The sequence below is a fragment of the Winogradskyella helgolandensis genome (assembly GCF_013404085.1).
GTDB classification, from domain to species: domain Bacteria; phylum Bacteroidota; class Bacteroidia; order Flavobacteriales; family Flavobacteriaceae; genus Winogradskyella; species Winogradskyella helgolandensis.
Map to the genome: position 1 here is coordinate 1,009,553 of NZ_JABFHO010000001.1, position 17,784 is coordinate 1,027,336.

General features: G+C 28.8%; 17 protein-coding genes. 6 read left to right on the forward strand and 11 right to left on the reverse strand.

What is annotated here, in order from left to right; genetic code table 11:
* Positions 1-182 precede the first annotated feature (182 nt).
* Together HM992_RS04125 and HM992_RS04130 are read left to right on the forward strand one after the other, a co-directional pair.
* Positions 183-1,049 (forward strand): AAA family ATPase, encoded by an 867-nt coding sequence (locus HM992_RS04125; RefSeq protein WP_179318808.1) that lies wholly within the window; start codon positions 183-185, stop codon positions 1,047-1,049.
* Complete coding sequence (locus tag HM992_RS04130; protein ID WP_179318809.1) at positions 1,024-2,037, forward strand: DUF3871 family protein; 1,014 nt, start codon at positions 1,024-1,026, stop codon at positions 2,035-2,037. The genes HM992_RS04125 and HM992_RS04130 overlap by 26 nt, the downstream gene beginning before the upstream one ends.
* Before the next feature lie 39 nt (positions 2,038-2,076).
* On the opposite strand, the gene HM992_RS04135 is transcribed toward HM992_RS04130, so the two are convergent.
* From HM992_RS04135 to HM992_RS19805, 8 genes are all read right to left on the reverse strand, one after another.
* On the reverse strand, positions 2,077-2,676 hold the full coding sequence (locus HM992_RS04135; RefSeq protein WP_179318810.1) for an SOS response-associated peptidase: 600 nt from the start codon (positions 2,674-2,676) through the stop codon (positions 2,077-2,079).
* Positions 2,676-3,125, reverse strand: a complete 450-nt coding sequence (locus HM992_RS04140; protein ID WP_179318811.1) for a LexA family protein — start codon at positions 3,123-3,125, stop codon at positions 2,676-2,678. The genes HM992_RS04135 and HM992_RS04140 overlap by 1 nt, the downstream gene beginning before the upstream one ends.
* Entirely contained in the window at positions 3,122-4,375 is a 1,254-nt protein-coding gene (locus tag HM992_RS04145) for a Y-family DNA polymerase (protein ID WP_179318812.1), read from the reverse strand. Before HM992_RS04145 ends, HM992_RS04140 begins: the two co-directional genes overlap by 4 nt.
* Before the next feature lie 294 nt (positions 4,376-4,669).
* Complete coding sequence (locus HM992_RS04150) at positions 4,670-5,506, reverse strand: TIR domain-containing protein (protein ID WP_229720444.1); 837 nt, start codon at positions 5,504-5,506, stop codon at positions 4,670-4,672.
* Between the two features lie 203 nt (positions 5,507-5,709).
* Complete coding sequence (locus HM992_RS04155) at positions 5,710-6,474, reverse strand: class I SAM-dependent methyltransferase (RefSeq protein ID WP_229720445.1); 765 nt, start codon at positions 6,472-6,474, stop codon at positions 5,710-5,712.
* Positions 6,475-6,650: 176 nt separating this feature from the next.
* On the reverse strand, positions 6,651-7,415 hold the full coding sequence (locus tag HM992_RS04160; RefSeq protein WP_179318813.1) for a hypothetical protein: 765 nt from the start codon (positions 7,413-7,415) through the stop codon (positions 6,651-6,653).
* A gap of 348 nt (positions 7,416-7,763) precedes the next feature.
* Complete coding sequence (locus tag HM992_RS04165) at positions 7,764-8,912, reverse strand: helix-turn-helix domain-containing protein (RefSeq protein ID WP_179318814.1); 1,149 nt, start codon at positions 8,910-8,912, stop codon at positions 7,764-7,766.
* Between the two features lie 199 nt (positions 8,913-9,111).
* A complete protein-coding gene (locus tag HM992_RS19805; protein WP_229720446.1) occupies positions 9,112-9,339 on the reverse strand; it encodes a hypothetical protein in 228 nt (75 codons plus the stop codon).
* A gap of 461 nt (positions 9,340-9,800) precedes the next feature.
* Between HM992_RS19805 and HM992_RS04170 the strand changes: the two genes are divergently transcribed.
* Complete coding sequence (locus HM992_RS04170) at positions 9,801-11,417, forward strand: hypothetical protein (protein WP_179318815.1); 1,617 nt, start codon at positions 9,801-9,803, stop codon at positions 11,415-11,417.
* A gap of 58 nt (positions 11,418-11,475) precedes the next feature.
* Here the strand turns inward: HM992_RS04170 and HM992_RS04175 are convergent, their stop codons facing one another.
* The 3 genes from HM992_RS04175 to HM992_RS04185 are packed head-to-tail and all read right to left on the reverse strand — an operon-like array spanning position 11,476 to position 15,239.
* On the reverse strand, positions 11,476-13,488 hold the full coding sequence (locus HM992_RS04175) for a DUF3732 domain-containing protein (protein WP_179318816.1): 2,013 nt from the start codon (positions 13,486-13,488) through the stop codon (positions 11,476-11,478).
* The gene (locus HM992_RS04180; RefSeq protein WP_179318817.1) at positions 13,488-14,006 is read right to left on the reverse strand and encodes a three component ABC system middle component; all 519 of its coding nucleotides are present in this window, start codon (positions 14,004-14,006) and stop codon (positions 13,488-13,490) included. Before HM992_RS04180 ends, HM992_RS04175 begins: the two co-directional genes overlap by 1 nt.
* A 3-nt stretch (positions 14,007-14,009) precedes the next feature.
* Positions 14,010-15,239, reverse strand: coding sequence for an ABC-three component system protein (locus HM992_RS04185; protein ID WP_179318818.1), 1,230 nt, complete (start codon positions 15,237-15,239; stop codon positions 14,010-14,012).
* Positions 15,240-15,944: 705 nt separating this feature from the next.
* Between HM992_RS04185 and HM992_RS04190 the strand changes: the two genes are divergently transcribed.
* The 3 genes from HM992_RS04190 to HM992_RS04200 all read left to right on the forward strand — a co-directional run bounded on the left by HM992_RS04190 (position 15,945) and on the right by HM992_RS04200 (position 17,760).
* A complete protein-coding gene (locus HM992_RS04190; protein ID WP_179318819.1) occupies positions 15,945-16,340 on the forward strand; it encodes a hypothetical protein in 396 nt (131 codons plus the stop codon).
* Between the two features lie 75 nt (positions 16,341-16,415).
* Positions 16,416-16,850 carry a JAB domain-containing protein gene (locus tag HM992_RS04195; RefSeq protein WP_179318820.1) on the forward strand — a complete coding sequence of 145 codons (435 nt, stop codon included), beginning with the start codon at positions 16,416-16,418 and terminating at the stop codon, positions 16,848-16,850.
* Between the two features lie 376 nt (positions 16,851-17,226).
* On the forward strand, positions 17,227-17,760 hold the full coding sequence (locus HM992_RS04200) for a hypothetical protein (RefSeq protein WP_179318821.1): 534 nt from the start codon (positions 17,227-17,229) through the stop codon (positions 17,758-17,760).
* Positions 17,761-17,784 lie beyond the last annotated feature (24 nt).

Genomic DNA, 17,784 nt, shown 5'->3' on the forward strand with positions numbered 1-17,784 from the left:
GATAAGATACACAAAGTTAAGGCTTTGAAAATTAATAATCAAGTTTTGTTGAAAGATTAGAGCTAATAGCCATTTCTTAAAAACAGCATAAATAAAAAGCATTTTACTACTTCAGTAAGGTGCTTTTTTCATTTTTAATAACCATTAAACAAATTACATATTAACCTTTAAAATCATAAATAATGAAATTAAGACAATCAGAGAGAAAACTTGCCAAGATAAAAATGGCATTACAAGGAAGTGCTGGAAGTGGTAAAACATATTCAAGTTTACTTCTAGCAAAAGGACTAACAAAAGACAATTTGACTAGAGTTGCAATAATAGATACTGAAAATGGTAGTGCAGATTTGTATGCTCATCTAGGTAATTATAATGTCTTATCTCTACAACCACCATTTACACCTGAAAAATATGTGCAAGCTATTGAGGTTTGTGAGAAAGCTAATATGGAAGTAATTATCATAGATAGTATTTCTCATTGTTGGGAGTACCTATTAGATTATCATTCTAAAATGGCAGGTAATAGTTTTACAAATTGGGCTAAAATTAAGCCTTTAGAGAAAGTGTTTCTAAATAAGATACTGCAATCACCAACTCATATTATTGCTACCATGAGAACTAAGCAAGATTACGTATTACAGCAAAAAGATGGTAAGTATATACCTGAAAAAGTAGGTTTGAAGTCTATTTCTAGAGATGGAACAGATTATGAGTTCACTTTGGTGTTTGATGTAGATATTAAGCATTATGCTACTAGCTCAAAAGACAGAACTGGTCTATTTATGGGTAAATCTGAATTTGTAATAAATACATCTACAGGGAAGAAGATTCTAGATTGGTGTAATAATGGAACAAGTCTAGAAGAGGTTAGAGAGCAGATTAAAAGCTGTAATGATATTGAAGCATTAAGATTGCTTTATAGTCAATATTATAGTATGAAAGCTTTAGATGCTGATTTCAAACTACAAAAGGAAACTATCCAATCTAAAAAACAATTGTTAAACCCTCAAAATATTTCAAGTAATGGAATTACAAATCATTCAGCCTAAAAGGGAGCTACAGTTAAACTCTGTAGTTCCCAATATTATATTAGAAAGTAGTATAAACAAGCCTCTATATAAGCCTAAACCATTTATAGAGGCTAATACTATTGATGTCCAGTTAAATCATCTTAGAAATGACTGTATTATACCAGTTTTCTCAAAAGACAATGAAAGGACCATCAGTCATAATGAATTTGTAGAAGTAGCTCAAGACTGTTTAAATCAGGTTTTTCCTCATCATATTTTTGATACTCCAGAAATTAGAGTGAGTCATCAGATTAAAGGTAGAGTACCAAGTGCTGTAAATAAACCTGTAAAGGAACTATTGGACCATGAGAAGACAATTTATTATGAAAGGATGGCTTTTATTATACGTGTTCCAAGTATTACAGAGAATATTAATGGAAATGACGTTGCTTTAACTATAGGTGGAGTAAGAGCTTATAATCAAGAGAACTTATACTCAAAGAAAACTTATGAGAGGTTTAAGTTTTTTATTGGTTTTCAGAATTTAGTATGTTGTAATATGTGTGTCTCAACTGATGGAATGTTGGATGATTTACGCGTTGATAGTTATAGTGCAATGAGGTCTAAACTATTAGAGATTATGCAAGCTTATCAAGCTGAAAAACATTTGAATAGTATGAGGCAATTATCATATGAAACTTTATCTGAACATCAGTTTGCGCAGTTAATTGGTAAGAGTAGATTATATAATTATCTGCCTAAAAAGGATAAACTTGAAATTCCAGAATTGTTACTTAATGATGGACAAATTTCTACAGTAGCTAAGGACTACTATCAAGATGAGAGTTTCAGTAGAAATGATGAAGGTGATATTAACTTGTGGAGTGTGTTCAATCTCTTTACTCAAGCTAATAAAAGTAGTTATATAGATACTTTCTTAGATAGAAACTTAAATGCATATGAATTCTCTAAAGGAATAGCACAAACTCTCAATGGTGATAGTACTTATCATTGGTTTTTGAGTTGAGTGATGCCACCTTACAGAAATGTAGGGTGGTTATTTTTTTTAGAATAAGGTTGGTTGTATCTGGTCTAAAGCTATAGCTGTGAAATCAAACCTTGGTTTAACTTCTTTTTTAACTAACCAATTTTCTATTTCAATATCCTCTTTTAAAGCAATTGGCATTCTTAATTTTGTGTTGTGTATTTCTCTCATAATACCTTTTGCTTCAGTTGTAATTATAGTATAGGTTTTTATATTTTCAAATTCTGAATATAGACCTGCAAAAGCAAATAGCTCATTTTCAAAACCAATCTCATATTTAATTTTTTGTTTTCCTACATGTTGCCACTCATAGAAACCATCAACTAAAATAATACATCTATTTTCTATGACATCTTTAAATGCTGGCTTATCCTCAATAGTTTCTATTCTAGCATTTAATGTATAAGATTTATTCCAATTTTGGTTTGCCCATTGTGGCACTAAACCCCAATTTAGCATTTGAATAGTTGTACTATCATCATTGGTTATTAATGGAGTTTTTGGAAAGTTAAACCCATTATAATGATTAGTAGGTGCAAAGTCATTATTAGTCTCAAACTTAGCATTGAACTTGTTTTCTATCTGTTGAGCTTTTTTGCTTTGCTTGCTATGAAAACACATTATAAATCTCTGATTAATTGTTTTACAACACCTAAACAAATTAAGGTGTCCTCTTCATTTAATTCTATGTTAGGAAATTCCGAATTATCTGCCAAAAGCTTTTTTTTGATTTTATCAAACCTTTTTACTGTGAAATCTGTTTGATTTACAGAGACTATACCTATATCACTATCCCCAAATTCTTGGTCAGATTTTACTATAAGGATGTCTCCAATTTGTAAAGTAGGGTACATTGAATTTCCTGCAACTTTAATTAAATAAGTTGCCTGTGGATTTTGTAAATATTTTTCATCTAGACTTAATGGAATTTCTTTAAAGTCTTCTGCTGGACTAGGGAAACCTGCCTGTACACCTTCATCAAAATAGTTTACATAAACTTTGTTATCATCTATTCTAAAAGGTAGATTAATTAGCTCTTTGTTAAGTTTTGGTAAGTTTAAAATCTTCATTGTACTTCTAATAATTCATTCCAATCTGTAGTATATCTTTTAGATAGTTTTTCTTGCTTCATTATCCAAGTCTTTTGAATATTCTGATTGGCTAATTTAACTTTATTATAACCTATCCTAGAGTTCAACTTATCTACAGTTCTCATCAGCTCTTGATGCTTTGGGTTTTCATTTTCAAATAAGTTATGTTGTATGGTGTTTTCAGGTACAATACCCATTACTATTACACCTGCTTTTTTATAGGCATAACCCTTTTTATAAATGGTTAGTAAGGCTTTATTTGCATATTGGCTTAAGGTAATATCTGAATTTGATGCAAATGGTAGCTTTACAACAATATTTCTATTGTACTGTGCTTGGTCTTTTTTATGCCTGTTGGTATGTACAAATATCATAAGTGCATTGCAAGCAGACTTTTGCTTTCTTAATTTTAAAGCACAACTAGTAGCAAAAGTGCTTACTCTTTCTTTTAAATCATCTAACTCAGTAAGATTATTAGCAAAGCTTCTAGTGGTAGCAATATTTTTCTTAGTCTTTATTTCCTCTAGTTGTAAAGTAGGCTTACCTTCAAGCTCATGTTTTAATCTTAAGCCAACAACTGAAAACTCTCTTCTAACATAGCTATCATGTAATTGTGTATAATCATATGCTGTATTTATGTTAATAGCTTTTAATTTCTTTGAAATTTGTCTTCCAATTCCCCAAACATCTTCAATTTTAGTCCATTTAAGAGCTTTTATTCTTTTTTCTTCAGTATCTAGACTATAGACTCCTTTGGTTCTATCTGAGTACTTCTTAGCTATTTTATTAGCAACCTTACTTAGTGCTTTTGTAGGTGCAAAACCTACACTAATTGGAATATGTGTAAACTGCTTGACCTTGGTAATCATATCAAGTCCATAATCATCTAAATTGTAGTTTTCAAATCCTTTAAACTGGAGAAAAGCTTCATCTATAGAATAAACCTCAATATCTGGACTATAGGTACTTAAAACATCCATTACTCTTTGGCTCATATCACCATATAAAGGGTAGTTTGAAGAAAACACAGTAATATTATATTGCTTAAAAATGTCTTTATATTGAAATGCTACACCTCCCATTGGCACAAAAGGCTTAGCTTCATTACTTCTAGCAATGACACAACCATCATTGTTAGAGAGCACAACAATAGGTTTTCCAATTAGTTTTGGATTAAACACTCTTTCACAAGAGGCATAAAAGTTATTACAATCAATTAATGCAAACATTTCGTAAATTTAGAAATCATTTTTAAATTTATGTCACAAAAAAAGAAATTACCTAGATGGTATAGAATAGTTAGATACTATTTGAATTGTCTTTGGTATTATGTTCTATTCCCATTAGGTGCAGAAGAAGATAGTTTTACAAAGAACATGAAAAACAAAGGTTAAAGATTGTTTTTTAATATTAGAAAATATGAACTTAGCAATGTGTAGAAACACGCAATCTTAACTTTTATATTTTTTCTTTCTGTAAGTAAGTTAGAACTAGTTATTAATTATACACGATGTTAGGCATAGTTATATTTTATTCATATCAATATCGTATCCAGATGCTTTCATTTCTTTCGCAATTGTATATTTCCAAGAATCCGCGTTGTCCAATTGAATATAAACAACTCCAGAAATATCATTAGGTAATTCAACATCTCCTTTGACTAAAGCACAGACATTCTCTCTTTTAATTTTTCCAATTAAAAATCCATGTTCAAAAACAACATTTTGTCTTGCTCTCGATTTTAATTCAGGATTTTCGATTTGCTTACTTCCAATATCACAAGGTGTATATAAAACAATACCAAAACCTACATTGGAATATTCCTCAATTTTTTCAATAATTGACATACTAGAACTTGCTTGTTCGTGAAGAATAATTGCTTCAAACCCGAGTTTTTCAACAAAACGTGCTGTTTTAGTTTTAGCTTCTTCATCGTGTCCGTGAACAATAAATACTTTTGATTTGTTATCTGTTAGCTTTTTACTGTTAACGGGTTCATGTTTGGTTTTAATCATATGCGCTTTTGCTAATATAAAATTAAGGTTTGCTAATTTTTTTTGTAAAAGAATTTTTTTAAGCTTATCTGGCGATGGTCTGTTATAACGAGTATAATTTAAACTTGAGACTTCTATAGAATAATAAGTAGAACTATAGGTGTTAAAAGCATCATTAAAGGCATTACTTAAAAACTGACTGTTATAATTGTCCCATAGTTTATACTCTTCTTCAAAATTATCAAAACTTTCCTTGTCTGAAATTTCCTTTCTAAATAATGTTTCGCCTTTATTAATTGTATCAGATAATTGACTTTTAAATTCTGATTTAGACATTGATAAGATTGGGTCTGATTTTTCTTTCATTTTATTTTAAAAACATATTTTTCTCTGTTAGTTCAATGGTTGTTCGCTTAATTATGCCTAACGTGATTGTCTATGGTTAGTTGCGTGTTTAAGCACTAAAGTTAGTAAATAAAATACAGACAGAAAGTCTGCGAGGACTTTCGTAAGTAGGCTAGAACTAGCAATAAATTATATACGGTGTTGTGGGTAGTTACTTTAATAATCTATTGACAAACAAATATCTGTTTTTCAGAATTATCATTAAATTCTTCTTCTTGAAATCCTCCGAACTTGTGAATAATATCAAAGCCATTACTTTCAAGGTATGAATCTAATTCTTGAGGGAAAAACAGTCTCATATCCAAATTTTGAATTGAATCAAACTCGTCATTTATATAGTAATGCCATTCTATTCGGTTAATTTGAGTTTTGTTTTCATATCGCATTTTCTGCTTTATTAAAACCTTTCTTCCATCCTCGGTTATATATTCAGCAATTACTTTTTGTTCTTTTTCACCTTCAATAATGTATTTAATATTAGGATTATAGCAATCCAATAAAAAGAACCCATTTTCTTTAAGGTGATTCTTTACAACATTTAATGCTTGGAATAAATCTTTGTTTTGATATAAATGATGAATTGAATTAAATGGAATAAAAATCAAATCGTATTTTTCAGACAAATCCAAAGTTCTAATATCCGCTTCAATAAATTCAATTTCTAAACCAGCTTCTGAAGCTTTTACTTGTGCTTGTTCAAGCATTGAAGAAGTGATATCAACTCCGCTAATGTTATATCCATCCTTTGCAATTGGAAGGGTAAGTCTGCCAGTTCCACAACAAAGTTCAAGTATACGAGCGTCCTTATTTTTTGGCAACCACTTCTTGTAAAATTTCAAATCAGTTAGGTCAGTGTTCATTCCGTCGTAAACATTCGCGTCATAAATCAAATCACCAACTTTGTATTTACTATTTATTTTATGCTCCAATTTCATTGTTATTTATTGTGCTCTAATTACCCACAACGGTCTTGTATATGAAAAGTAGCGTTTAGGTATTCAATACTTTTCTCTTTGCCTAAAGATATTAAAAAAGCGCAAACCATTATGATTTGCGCTTAATTAGCTATTTTTTATATACGTTGTTAGCAAACGTTTTATTCTATTTAGTTTGTAGCGAAATTAGCTATACTAGTTCCGCCATTTGTTACTGTATTGTCAGCATATTTTACGTATGGCCTAAAATAGTATTGAGTTCCTGACATTAGAGGTTCTGCTACAGCAGAATAACTAGTAATTACAATAGTACCTTCGTTATGTATACCATCAAAATTCTCAATTGCATTTATACTACTGCTAGTGAAATCGCTATTTACACTATATTCAACACCAAATTCTATAGGCATTTCTTTAACAACATTATTAATATTTAATGTTACTGTGATAAAGTCTGTCTGAATTAAAAACGCGTCTGATTCTATATCTAAAGTAACATTTCTACTAGTACTCGCATCAACATCAGTACTTGCTTGTATCTCGTTTCCATAGAAATGAGTGCCATCACTGTATTCAAAATAACCTCTTATAAAATAAGTTTGACCACTTGTTAAATTTTCTATATAACCTGTTGCATCAGAATTATTACCAGATATACCTGAAGTATTATTAGCACCAACTTCAGGGTTAGATGAAGTACCATAAACAAAACCTCTGTCTGTTACTGTCCCAAAACCACTATCTTCTTGAAAAGTTCCCGAAACTATTAGATTTACAGTCCCATCAAAATTTATAAAAAAATCTGTGTTGGAATTAGTTGTAAAGTTACTATTAACTGTTGGTGGATTCATAGAATCATCATCGCTAGAACAACTAAATGTTAAGCTTAAAGTTAATAAGCAAATTACTGTTTTAAATAAATTTTTAATTTTCATTTTTTTTAATTTTTAGCGCACTTTTGCGCAATTATTTATTTTGTTATTTTGGTTTTACTAAATACTTTAATTAATGTATAAATTGTAATAAACTGAAGTAGTGGAAAAATAATAAGTAGGTCTACCCTAAATGCATCTTTGTTTTTTATAAGACTCCATTCTGTTACAAGTAATTCCCAAGAAATGAAAAGAATCCAGATAAAGATTATTACCATCAAAGTCAGTTTATTAGTCTTCATAATTCTAATTCTTGATTTGCTGGTGCAAAGATACGGCCAAGGACTATTTTTTAAGTCTTAAAAAAGGCTTGTTGAGTCTAGAAAACCGTTTTCTAGACTTATTACATAATTATAGACTCGTGTAGTTTTGTGGTAATATGTTGTTTTTAAACAATGTAGGTGTAAGGGAAGTGTGTTTTTTAAAAACACTATAAAATGTTGCTTTTGAGCTAAATCCTGAGTCAAAAGCTATTCCTAACATATTTAAATGATTGTTTGAAGTATCTAATAATAACTTTTTTGCTTCTTCTACTCGATAATGATTTACAAATTGATTAAAGTTTTTGTCAGACTCGTCTCGTATGAGTTCCGATAAATTCCGTTGCGTTATTTTAAGTTTTAAAGACACATCTGCTAAAGATAAATTGGGCTCTAAAAATAATTTTTCATCATCCATTAATGCAATTAACTTTTCATAATGATCTTTATTATTAGTTTTTAATCTATTATTGGTTTCATTAACATCACTTTGTTGATGGTCTATCTTTTTAATACTAGCGATTTTAGTAACAAAAAGCTTAGGCTGCTTTATACCGGAAATCCCTATCCAGAAAATAAAAACGACATTAATTATTGAAATGGCTGGATAGATGTAATCATCATAAAATATTCCTTCTAAAAAAAGTGAAGACAATATAATAATCAGAAAGGTAAACAGAAACATAAGAACACCCTTTGCCCAAGTGAGTAATTTTCCTTCTGTATTTGAGTAAAATTCTTCAACTTTTGTTTTTTGCTTATTAATGAATTTAATAGTTAGAAAGATATAATATATTGAATAAGCAAATGATAATATTTCAATCAGAGACAATACATTAGAAAAACTTTCTGAATTATGCAATTTTACTTTTGTACCCACACTTAGCATAAAAAGTACTGTATAACTTATAAATTCTAGTATTCCAGGCAAAAGGATGAGTACAATTTTCTTTTTAGTTAAATTAATATTAGAAATTCCTTTAACATATATATAGAATAAAGGAAGTATTAAATAAAAAAAGTTAAATGGTAAAAACAGCAACCAAGGTTCAGATTCAAGAATGTTTAAATCGTGAAGGATTGAGTTTAAGAGTTCTGCGCAATACGCAATTAAAAATAAGCCTAAAAAAAGCTTGGGTTTTATGCGTCTGCCCTCGATTATTAATACCAAGCCTAAAAACACACCTTGAACTAACCCGAGTATATCGATTAAACTGACAATGTTATAGTTAATTTCCATTTACGTAATTATGAATAGAATTCTAGGAATGAATAATGTTGATTCTAATGTTTGCTAACAATTGGATATAGGTATTAACTATATCCGTCATATATCAATACCTACAAATTTATAAATAAAATAAGATATTTCTATACGTAGTTTTACGTATAGATATATTTAAATAACTAACTAATAAAGATGTATAGAAAAAAGTCAATTAAAAGCCTGTTGAATACTTATCTAGTAGATATCCAGTTTTAAAACTTCTTAATTCAGTGATGGTGTTATATTCAGAATTGTAAACTACCTCAACAAAAAACATATCCACTGCATAAAGGTTGCACCTTTCTGTTTTGGTAACGTGGTTATCTATGAAAGCACCTAACTGGTTAACAACTTCCATTTGTTCATTTAATTCAAGTCTATTAAAATCGTATAGTTCCATTTAAAATAGATAATTGTAAATACTATAAAGCAAATAACCAACTACCCCAATAAGTATATAAAACAAGAGAAGTATGAAGTTATCCATATACTTATCTGTATAATTATCAAGAGGGGTGTTGAATCGTTTATCTTTTTTTTTAAATACTCGCATGTTATAAAGATAAAAAAACATCTACATTTCTGTGAGTGCTTTTTTATTGTTAAGTAAAATGCTAATGTATTTTTAAAGGACTAGCACAAACTCTCAATGATGATTCTAAACATCGTTAGTTTTTTATTTTGTGAACAAATAAATGCTATATTGTGACTACTTTAAGTAAATGTGTTTTTTGTTTTTCATCCAATTTAATTTTTAAATAGTTGTAAATCAAGATTTTAAATATTAAATTATTCAATACACAAAAAAACAGAGAGGCGGATAGTGTTAAAAAATAAAATTAATAAGGGCAGTGTGACAAAATGAATGTAAATAAAAGCTCAACTCAAGAAAAATATAATACATTTTTAAGCAAGCTACTCAAAGAGAGATTATTTGATACTGCTATAAATTTGAATAATAATCTCGTAGATAAATTTGGGGTGACTAATGATTATGCTAGACAAATTATTAAAAGAGCAACCTCAAGTAAAGCAATCAAATCTTCTTCTCCATATACCTTTGGAAAGAAACAGTATGTTTATATCTATAACGATTTTGAATTAGATAAGGAAAGTATAAAAACTATTGTTGAAAAGCACAGACCTCCTATATATAGATTACTAGAAGTAATGGATATAAATGGAGGAATTATATCATATTATGAAGGACTTAAAATAACTGCTTCTACTTTAGAAAAGAGTTCTACTAAGGTTTCATGTTTAGATGATATTTTGAATTTATTGTATAAACTAAATATTGTATATACAAAGAAAGACTCTAATAGTGTTGTGTATATAATTTATAAGAATAAAAATGAATTTATTCAAGATAATATTGAAAAAGCTATGATGTTTAGCCACTTTTCAAAAATGGTAATGGATTGTAGTGTATTGCCAGATATTTTAAGGTGGTTAGGTAAATCAAATTTAATAAAAAATTCTAATGCAATATATCGGAATAAGAAAACACCTGCTTTAGGTGCTGAACATAATAATTTAGTATGGGATGCATTTGCTTACACAAGTGCAACAGGTATAAATCCTATTCTTAGTTCTAAAGCTGATAATATTGAGAAACAGACTCTTGTAGTGCTAGATGTTCTTTTGTCAAATGAATACTCTCAAGTCCACTTAGATGCTTTTTACAACAGGATTCAAATCAATAGGAATTCTGTTCATGATGATAAAAGAAAGACTCTTCCAATAATAATTTATAGTTCCTCAACTGATTTAATCATTAATAAAATAAGAAAGCTTGGAATCATTGCTTTTGATATAAGTGCTATTTTTGGGACAAGAATATATGATATTCTTAGCAGAACAAGAGAATTATCTACAGCTTTCAATAATACAGAAAAGATTGATGATGTTATTAAAAATATTTTAAGTTCAATTAGTAAGGCAGGTCAAGAAGATGCTTTAAAAGAACTTAGAGGAACATTATTTGAGTTTTTAATGTATCCTTTGTTATCTAGTATTTACCCTGTTGCCACTATACAAAGAGGTAAGACTATCTCGAGGCTAAATGAAAAGGGAGAAAAAGAAAGCTATGAATATGATTACATAATTCATTCTACAAATCCACCTGAAATAGTTATAGTTGAACTAAAGGGTTATCATTCTGGTGCAACAATACCATTAGGAAATTATCAAACAAAATCTTCTTTAAAATGGTTTTTCTCTAAGACCTTGCCTTTTGCAGTTAAAGAATATAAGTTAGATATAGGTCAAGGTAAAATAGCTAAAGGAGTATACATTACTTCAGCTAGTTTTTGGGATGATGGAAAAGCCTTTATAGACACATTGGATAAGAGTAAAATCAAGTCAGCTGTAATGAATACAGGATATGATAGAGAAGCCCTTTTGGGTTTGTTAAGCGAAAGAGGATTTAAGAATGAAATAAAAATAATTGAAAAATTTTACACTAAGAAAGAGTAGATTGAAACCTATTCTGTGTCTAAATTCAAATCTTTTCCATCTCAGTTCTAATATAAAATTAAAACCAATCTCTTGGAATTAAAGCTTGATAGTTATCACTATTTTCATCTCCTCTCCATATGCCAGCAATATGAAAATTTTCATCATTAATATCTTCCCAAGTAGATTTTGGAACATGCTCTAAAATTATAACCTGAACATTATTACTAGTATTTTTCATAAAGGTATTACAGGCAGTAAATATTTTCTTAGTGTCCTCAATATCTTTTGAACCTTTTTCACCTTTCTTAGTTTCAAACTTATCTGGGTAATAAACTTGACTTGGTTGGTCAAATACTATAAATGATGGTACGAAATTTGGTTTACTCGTTTCCTCTAGTTTGTAAAAGAATTCATGTAAGCCTAGCATTGTAGAGATATGGTATCCCATATAATTAGCTCCACTACCTAATCTTGATAAAAAATATTTATTTTGAGTTTTAGTATCTTCAATTTTTATGCTAATACTTTGGTCAGGGTCTAAGTGAACTTTTTTAGTTTCTTTATCCTCTATAGGTAAAGTTGTGATATACTTACCAATAATTTTTGTTAATTTATTTAAAGAATGCTCTTTGTCGAACTTACTTTGTAACTTATATAATTCTTTCTTTTTAGAATTTATTTGAATTAGAACTCTGTTGATTTCATCCTCTAATTGTCCAGAGGGAGAGATTTTTTTCAGGTTGTCAATTGCGTGCTCAATTTTACCAATGAATTCAAATATTTTTTGATAGGATTTTTCACTTTCTTTTGCTTCAGAAAGTATAATTCTTAAATTATTATCAAATTTTTCAATCTGTTCTTCTTTTTCTTTAATTGATTTCTTTACCTCTATTCTTTCATTATCAAAGCTAAACGAAAGAGATTTTGCATTTTGTAATACAATTCTGTTTTTATCTTTTTCTTCTTTGAGTAAAAGTAATTCGTCAATGGCTTTAGTTGATTGCGAATCACAAAAAGGGCATTCATCAGTACCTCTCTGTTCTAAAAACCATTCAATAGGCTTAAGCCTATTTTCTTTTTCATAAGCTACATCTTTTAAATACACATCTTTAGAATCGCTAATATCTTCAATTTTATAAAGAGTAGTTTTTAACTTACTTAATTCTCTAATTAAAAAGTTCCTCTTTTCTTCTAATTCAGTTGCCTTTTCAACAAACCTATTAGCAGAACCTTTTTTATATAGAAAACCTCTTTTAGACTCTTTAGTAATGTTAGATAGTTCATTTTGTATTTGATTAACTGTTGATGTACTAATGTCAATATCCGAATTTGTTAGTCCTAAGTTAACTGCTTCTGAATAATATTGATAAATATCAGATTGCCAGTTTTCATATTGTTTTTTAACCCCTTCAAGTTTATTCTCTTTCTTTTTTTTATCAGATTCTAAACTTGAAATCTCTCTATCTAATTTTAAAACTTCATAAGATTTATAACCAAGCACTAAAGGGAAAATAGTTTTTAACCTTTGAAGATGTTCCCAAGAATCAGTTTTGTAAAACATTGTTGATGGATTAGCAATAATGTTTTGAGTTTGAAATTGAAAAGCTGAAGTGTCTCTAAAGCTAGCAGCTGAATCAAATGTACTTTCTGGGTTGTCACCAGTGTTTATGTTTTTAAAGCCAGCTAATTCATTTAAAATCTTCTTTATATAAGGTAAGTTTTGCCTGTAAGAGCTTTTATTCTCAAGCCATTTATTAGTTCTTAATTCTAACCTTTCTGCTTTTTCATTTTCTTTATAGAAATACATTGTAGACTTAGATTCTTCGTAATTCTCTCTACCTAAAAAAATATGTTCATCGTTATATTTTAGATATAAAGCATAAACTTCAACTTTATCTCTAATTGGTCCAATAGGTATATTACAATCAAAACTACCTAAACAATAATCTATTATATCTATTATTGCAGATTTCCCTCTTTGACTATACCCAGTAATTATGTTGATTTTATCCTCTTTAAAAGTTATGACCCTAGGTTTTAGCTCTTTGTCTTTTGGGTATAAGATAATATTCTTAATAAATAGTTTCATTAAAATCTAATGTTTAGTTCTAATTGTAAGTTTTTTTCTGAGTTTTTAGCAAAAATACTTCCTAATTTAAAAGCGCTATCCTGTATGTTTTTAACAATATTTTCATGTCCTAAACTAGAGGGTATTTTAATCTTGGTACTCATAAAACCTCTTGCTAATTCTATAGCTTTACTTTCTTTATTATATGAGAGAACCTTTTTACTAAAAGCTAAATTTAGTGCATTAAAAGTTTGGGGTGACATCTTATTTGCTCTTGTCTGAAGACCTAAAATGATTTCTTTATTCTTGAGAATTACATTATAAAGTTCATTTGAACTTTTAAAAACAACTCTTGTATCTTTATGGTAAACTATTGGTAAAATGAAAAAAAGATAATCTAAACTTGGATAGTTTTTTTTGTCATTTTTATTCTTGGCTACCTTATAATACCCTAATACAAAACTATGACAAGCCAAAGCGCTTAATGCTGTATTTTGCATTATATCATATAAATCGAATTCTCTATTAATAGGATTCATAGTCTATTTTTTAAATTTTGATTCCCAATCAGGTAACCATCCAATTTTGGGGATGTTAGAGAGTTTCAAGAAACTACCATTTTTTATATAATCATTAGATGTGTTTATTGGGTAGTCATAGTTGAAATTTATTTTTAATTCAGTCATTACATAATCATATATATTAATAGCAATTTCATTTTTTTCTTTTTCATTATATTCAGACAGTTCATAGATAACTTTTGTGTCGAAGTAGGATTGCCATGATTCATAACAGGAATCAATAAACTTCTTAAAGTCTTCTTTAGTAAATTCACCTATTTCATTTATAACATAGGTATGTTCAATCTCATATTTAATAAAGTCCTCAATTGCCCTTTTGACTATTCTTTCTTGAGCGTCTTTTCTTCTTGTGATTGCTTGAATTTGTTTTACAAACAAGCCATCTTTTTTAATCCTGATAGTGTTTTTGTCAATATTAAAAGATTCTTTTGCTCTGAAAATTGCATTAGAAATGGAAGGTGTTGACAGAGTAGAATGATATTTATTATCCATTTGACTTTTACTAAACTTAGCTTTTCTTGAATCTTTCCACTTATAAAGACTACCATCAACTAACCAGCCAATCATTGAATGATAGATATTCTCTCTCTGAAGAGAACTATATTTATCAGTATTTAAAAGAAGTTTATTATAGATTAATTCCTTGATGTTAGGAATATCTTCAATAGAAATTGACTTATGTACTATTTTTAAGTGCTCTTCTTTTTTTAAAACAAAGTTCATCAACTTTATATTTTTTTCTATTGATTTACCTTTTTGCGGCTCTTTTTTTCTTAATTCAGTTAATTTCTGCTTTTGGTTTTTCTCTAGATTTTGAATTTTACTCAGAACTGAATCAAAGTCTTCATTACAAATGGAATACAAAAGAGAGGTTTTTTTTACCTGTTTGTTGGTTGAGCAAATAAATTTTGTCTGTTCATTTAAAGTTTTATTCTCTAACTTTAGAATCCATAATTCTATAGTTCTCCATAAAGAATATGAGGTGTCTTCAAAAGTACTTCCACTTTGCGAAATACTATGCTTTGCTTGGTCTGCTATAAGTACAGTCCCATTCTCCCTGTGTGTGGCTATATCATCAACATCTTCAATGGATATGAAGTTTGAGTTATTATCTAATTTTGTTAGTAATAACAATGCTCTTTCAAATTGAAATAGAAACCCTGCTAATGAACCTTTTGCTGAATCAGACACTTTATGTTTTTTCTTATTAATTTTTATTATTTAGTAATTCTCGAAGACATTAATGCTTTATAATTATTGTATTAGAAAATTTATCCTATTAGAAAAATAAGATAATATTTAAAATTTTGGTGCTACTAATTTAGGGAGAGATTATAAATCTACACCTATTTTTTTACATATAAAGTTTTTGTTAAAATTATTTTTGAGGTTGCTGTATGAAAGCGCAAAATACCTTATGCAATCACCTCACCAATTCACAAGAAGAAGCTCCCCCTAACACATATTTAGAAAATAAATTTTTTAGATAGGAATAATAAATTCAAGGTGATAGTTGAGTTTTATACGCTGTAATGTTATGATTTTCTAAGTGGTGTACTACAACTCAACATCATTTTCCAATAGTTAGATTATTGAATTCAAACAAAGAGCGAGAGAAGATTGAATACAATTTTTATTCTAGAATTATAAGGTGGTGTATAAATCTGTAGATAAATTTTTTTTAGAAAAATTCTGGTATTTTAAAATAACACATTCACGCAATCCTCCTTAAGAAGTACCCCCACTCATTTTGAGGGGTAAAAACACCCCCAACCCCAATTTAAAGATTTTACTTTTTTTTAGGCAGATATGATACAAGTTGATAGCTGTTATCTTATGTCTAACAAAGGTGTAATCTTTTGTAGGGTTTATGTTCAACTCAAAAATTTAAAAATTATGGTACGTATTATTAACTACAAAGAAAGACAAGTAGAGGATGGAAGCAACTTCTTTGTTTTAGAGCTACAAGGTGGTGTTGAAATGGTAAAAAGCCAACAGACTAACCAGTTCTATGCAACAGCTAAAAAGTCCTTTATTACTTCAACATTTGATGAAGAAACTTGCAAAGCATTAATAGGCACTTCTATGCCTGGAAATATAGAAAAGCAAAGTTGTGAACCTTATCAATACACTGTTAGAGAAACAGGTGAAATGATAATTTTAGAACACAGGTATGTCTATGTTCCAGAGGGTGAGTCTCAATCTAAAGAAGATAAAGCAGTTCAGGAGCTATTAGCTGAAGAACACACATTTTCTCAGAATGGTGTACTAGAGGAAGAATTAATGGATTAATTAATCATACTTCCAGTTTGTGTGTAACTACTATATGGGTAGGAAACATAAACTGGAAGTTCTAATTTAACTACAATGAAAGTATCAGAAATTAAAGTTTCCTATTCTAATGAAAACCCTGACAAAGTAATAATAAAAGACAGTCAAAGTGTGTATGAATTAATTACTAATCATTGGGATGTCAATTTAATTGAACTTCAGGAAGAAGTGAAGGTTGTCTTACTTAATAGAGCTAATATAGTTATTGGTATATATGACTTGGCAAAAGGTGGTATTTCAGGGTGTATAGTCGATATTAAGCTAGTATTAAGTGTTGCTTTAAAAGCACTCACTTCACACATAGTATTAGTGCATAATCATCCAAGTGGTAATTTAAAACCTAGTGAAGCAGATAAGAGGATAACTAATAAGCTAAGTAATGCGTGTGAGATAGTTGAGATTACTTTACTAGACCATTTAATTATCACAAAAGATAATTATTATAGTTTTAAGGATGAGGGATTAATCTGACTATACGATTTAATAAATTACTGAAAAGTGATTATACCACGCTCTAGGATTTTTTTTTATGTTTCTTCTCTAATTTTATAACAATTTTCTGATTAGCTCACATGTGAATGTGTAAATATTCAGTTGGAATCACATGTTTGGAAGTCAAGTGATAATTTGTGAATTATATATTTATAGCGAAATATTAAAAAAAATGAGAGTTACTGGATGGTTATAATATATGTTGTATTAGAGATATTTCTGTATGTCTAGTAATAATCAGTTTTTCATCACTAAGTAATAAATAGCTAAATTGTAGTTTTAATTCCACTTATAAAGTCAATTGAAGAATACCTACTTTGGTTTGTTTGTAATTGATTACTAAAAATATATTTCAATGGTAGATGAAGAATACAGTAGAGATTTATTTTCTATAGATAAAAAAGCTGTAAGTATCCATCATATTAATTGGTGGCTTATGAAATATGAGAAGGAATTCTATGATGCCATACCTAAGTCAAGTTGTGGTAAATGGAGTAAATGGGTTAGAGATAATAGTATTCATGTATTTCCATGTGCTTGTCATACTAGAGAGAAAGACTGTATATTTATTGAGTTATATTACAAGCTTTTAGAAGTGAGAAAGTTAAATAGTCAGGAAGAGTTTTATGCAGAAGAATTAATAAGATTCTCTGGTATTAAACAAAGTAAAGAATCCGTGATAGAATGGGTAAGGGATAATAAATCAAAGTATAAAAACCTTAAGTACAGACTAGATATTGATTCAATAGGGGTAATTATAGATGTAAGGATTAATAATCATGATGAGCCAAGTAGGGTTAAAATGATTAAAATTGATAAAAAAGAATTTAAACACGCTACAGAATTTAAGAGGATTTTTGATGAAATGGTATTTGTGGATTATATCTAAACATATACCTTGATATTTTTCTTT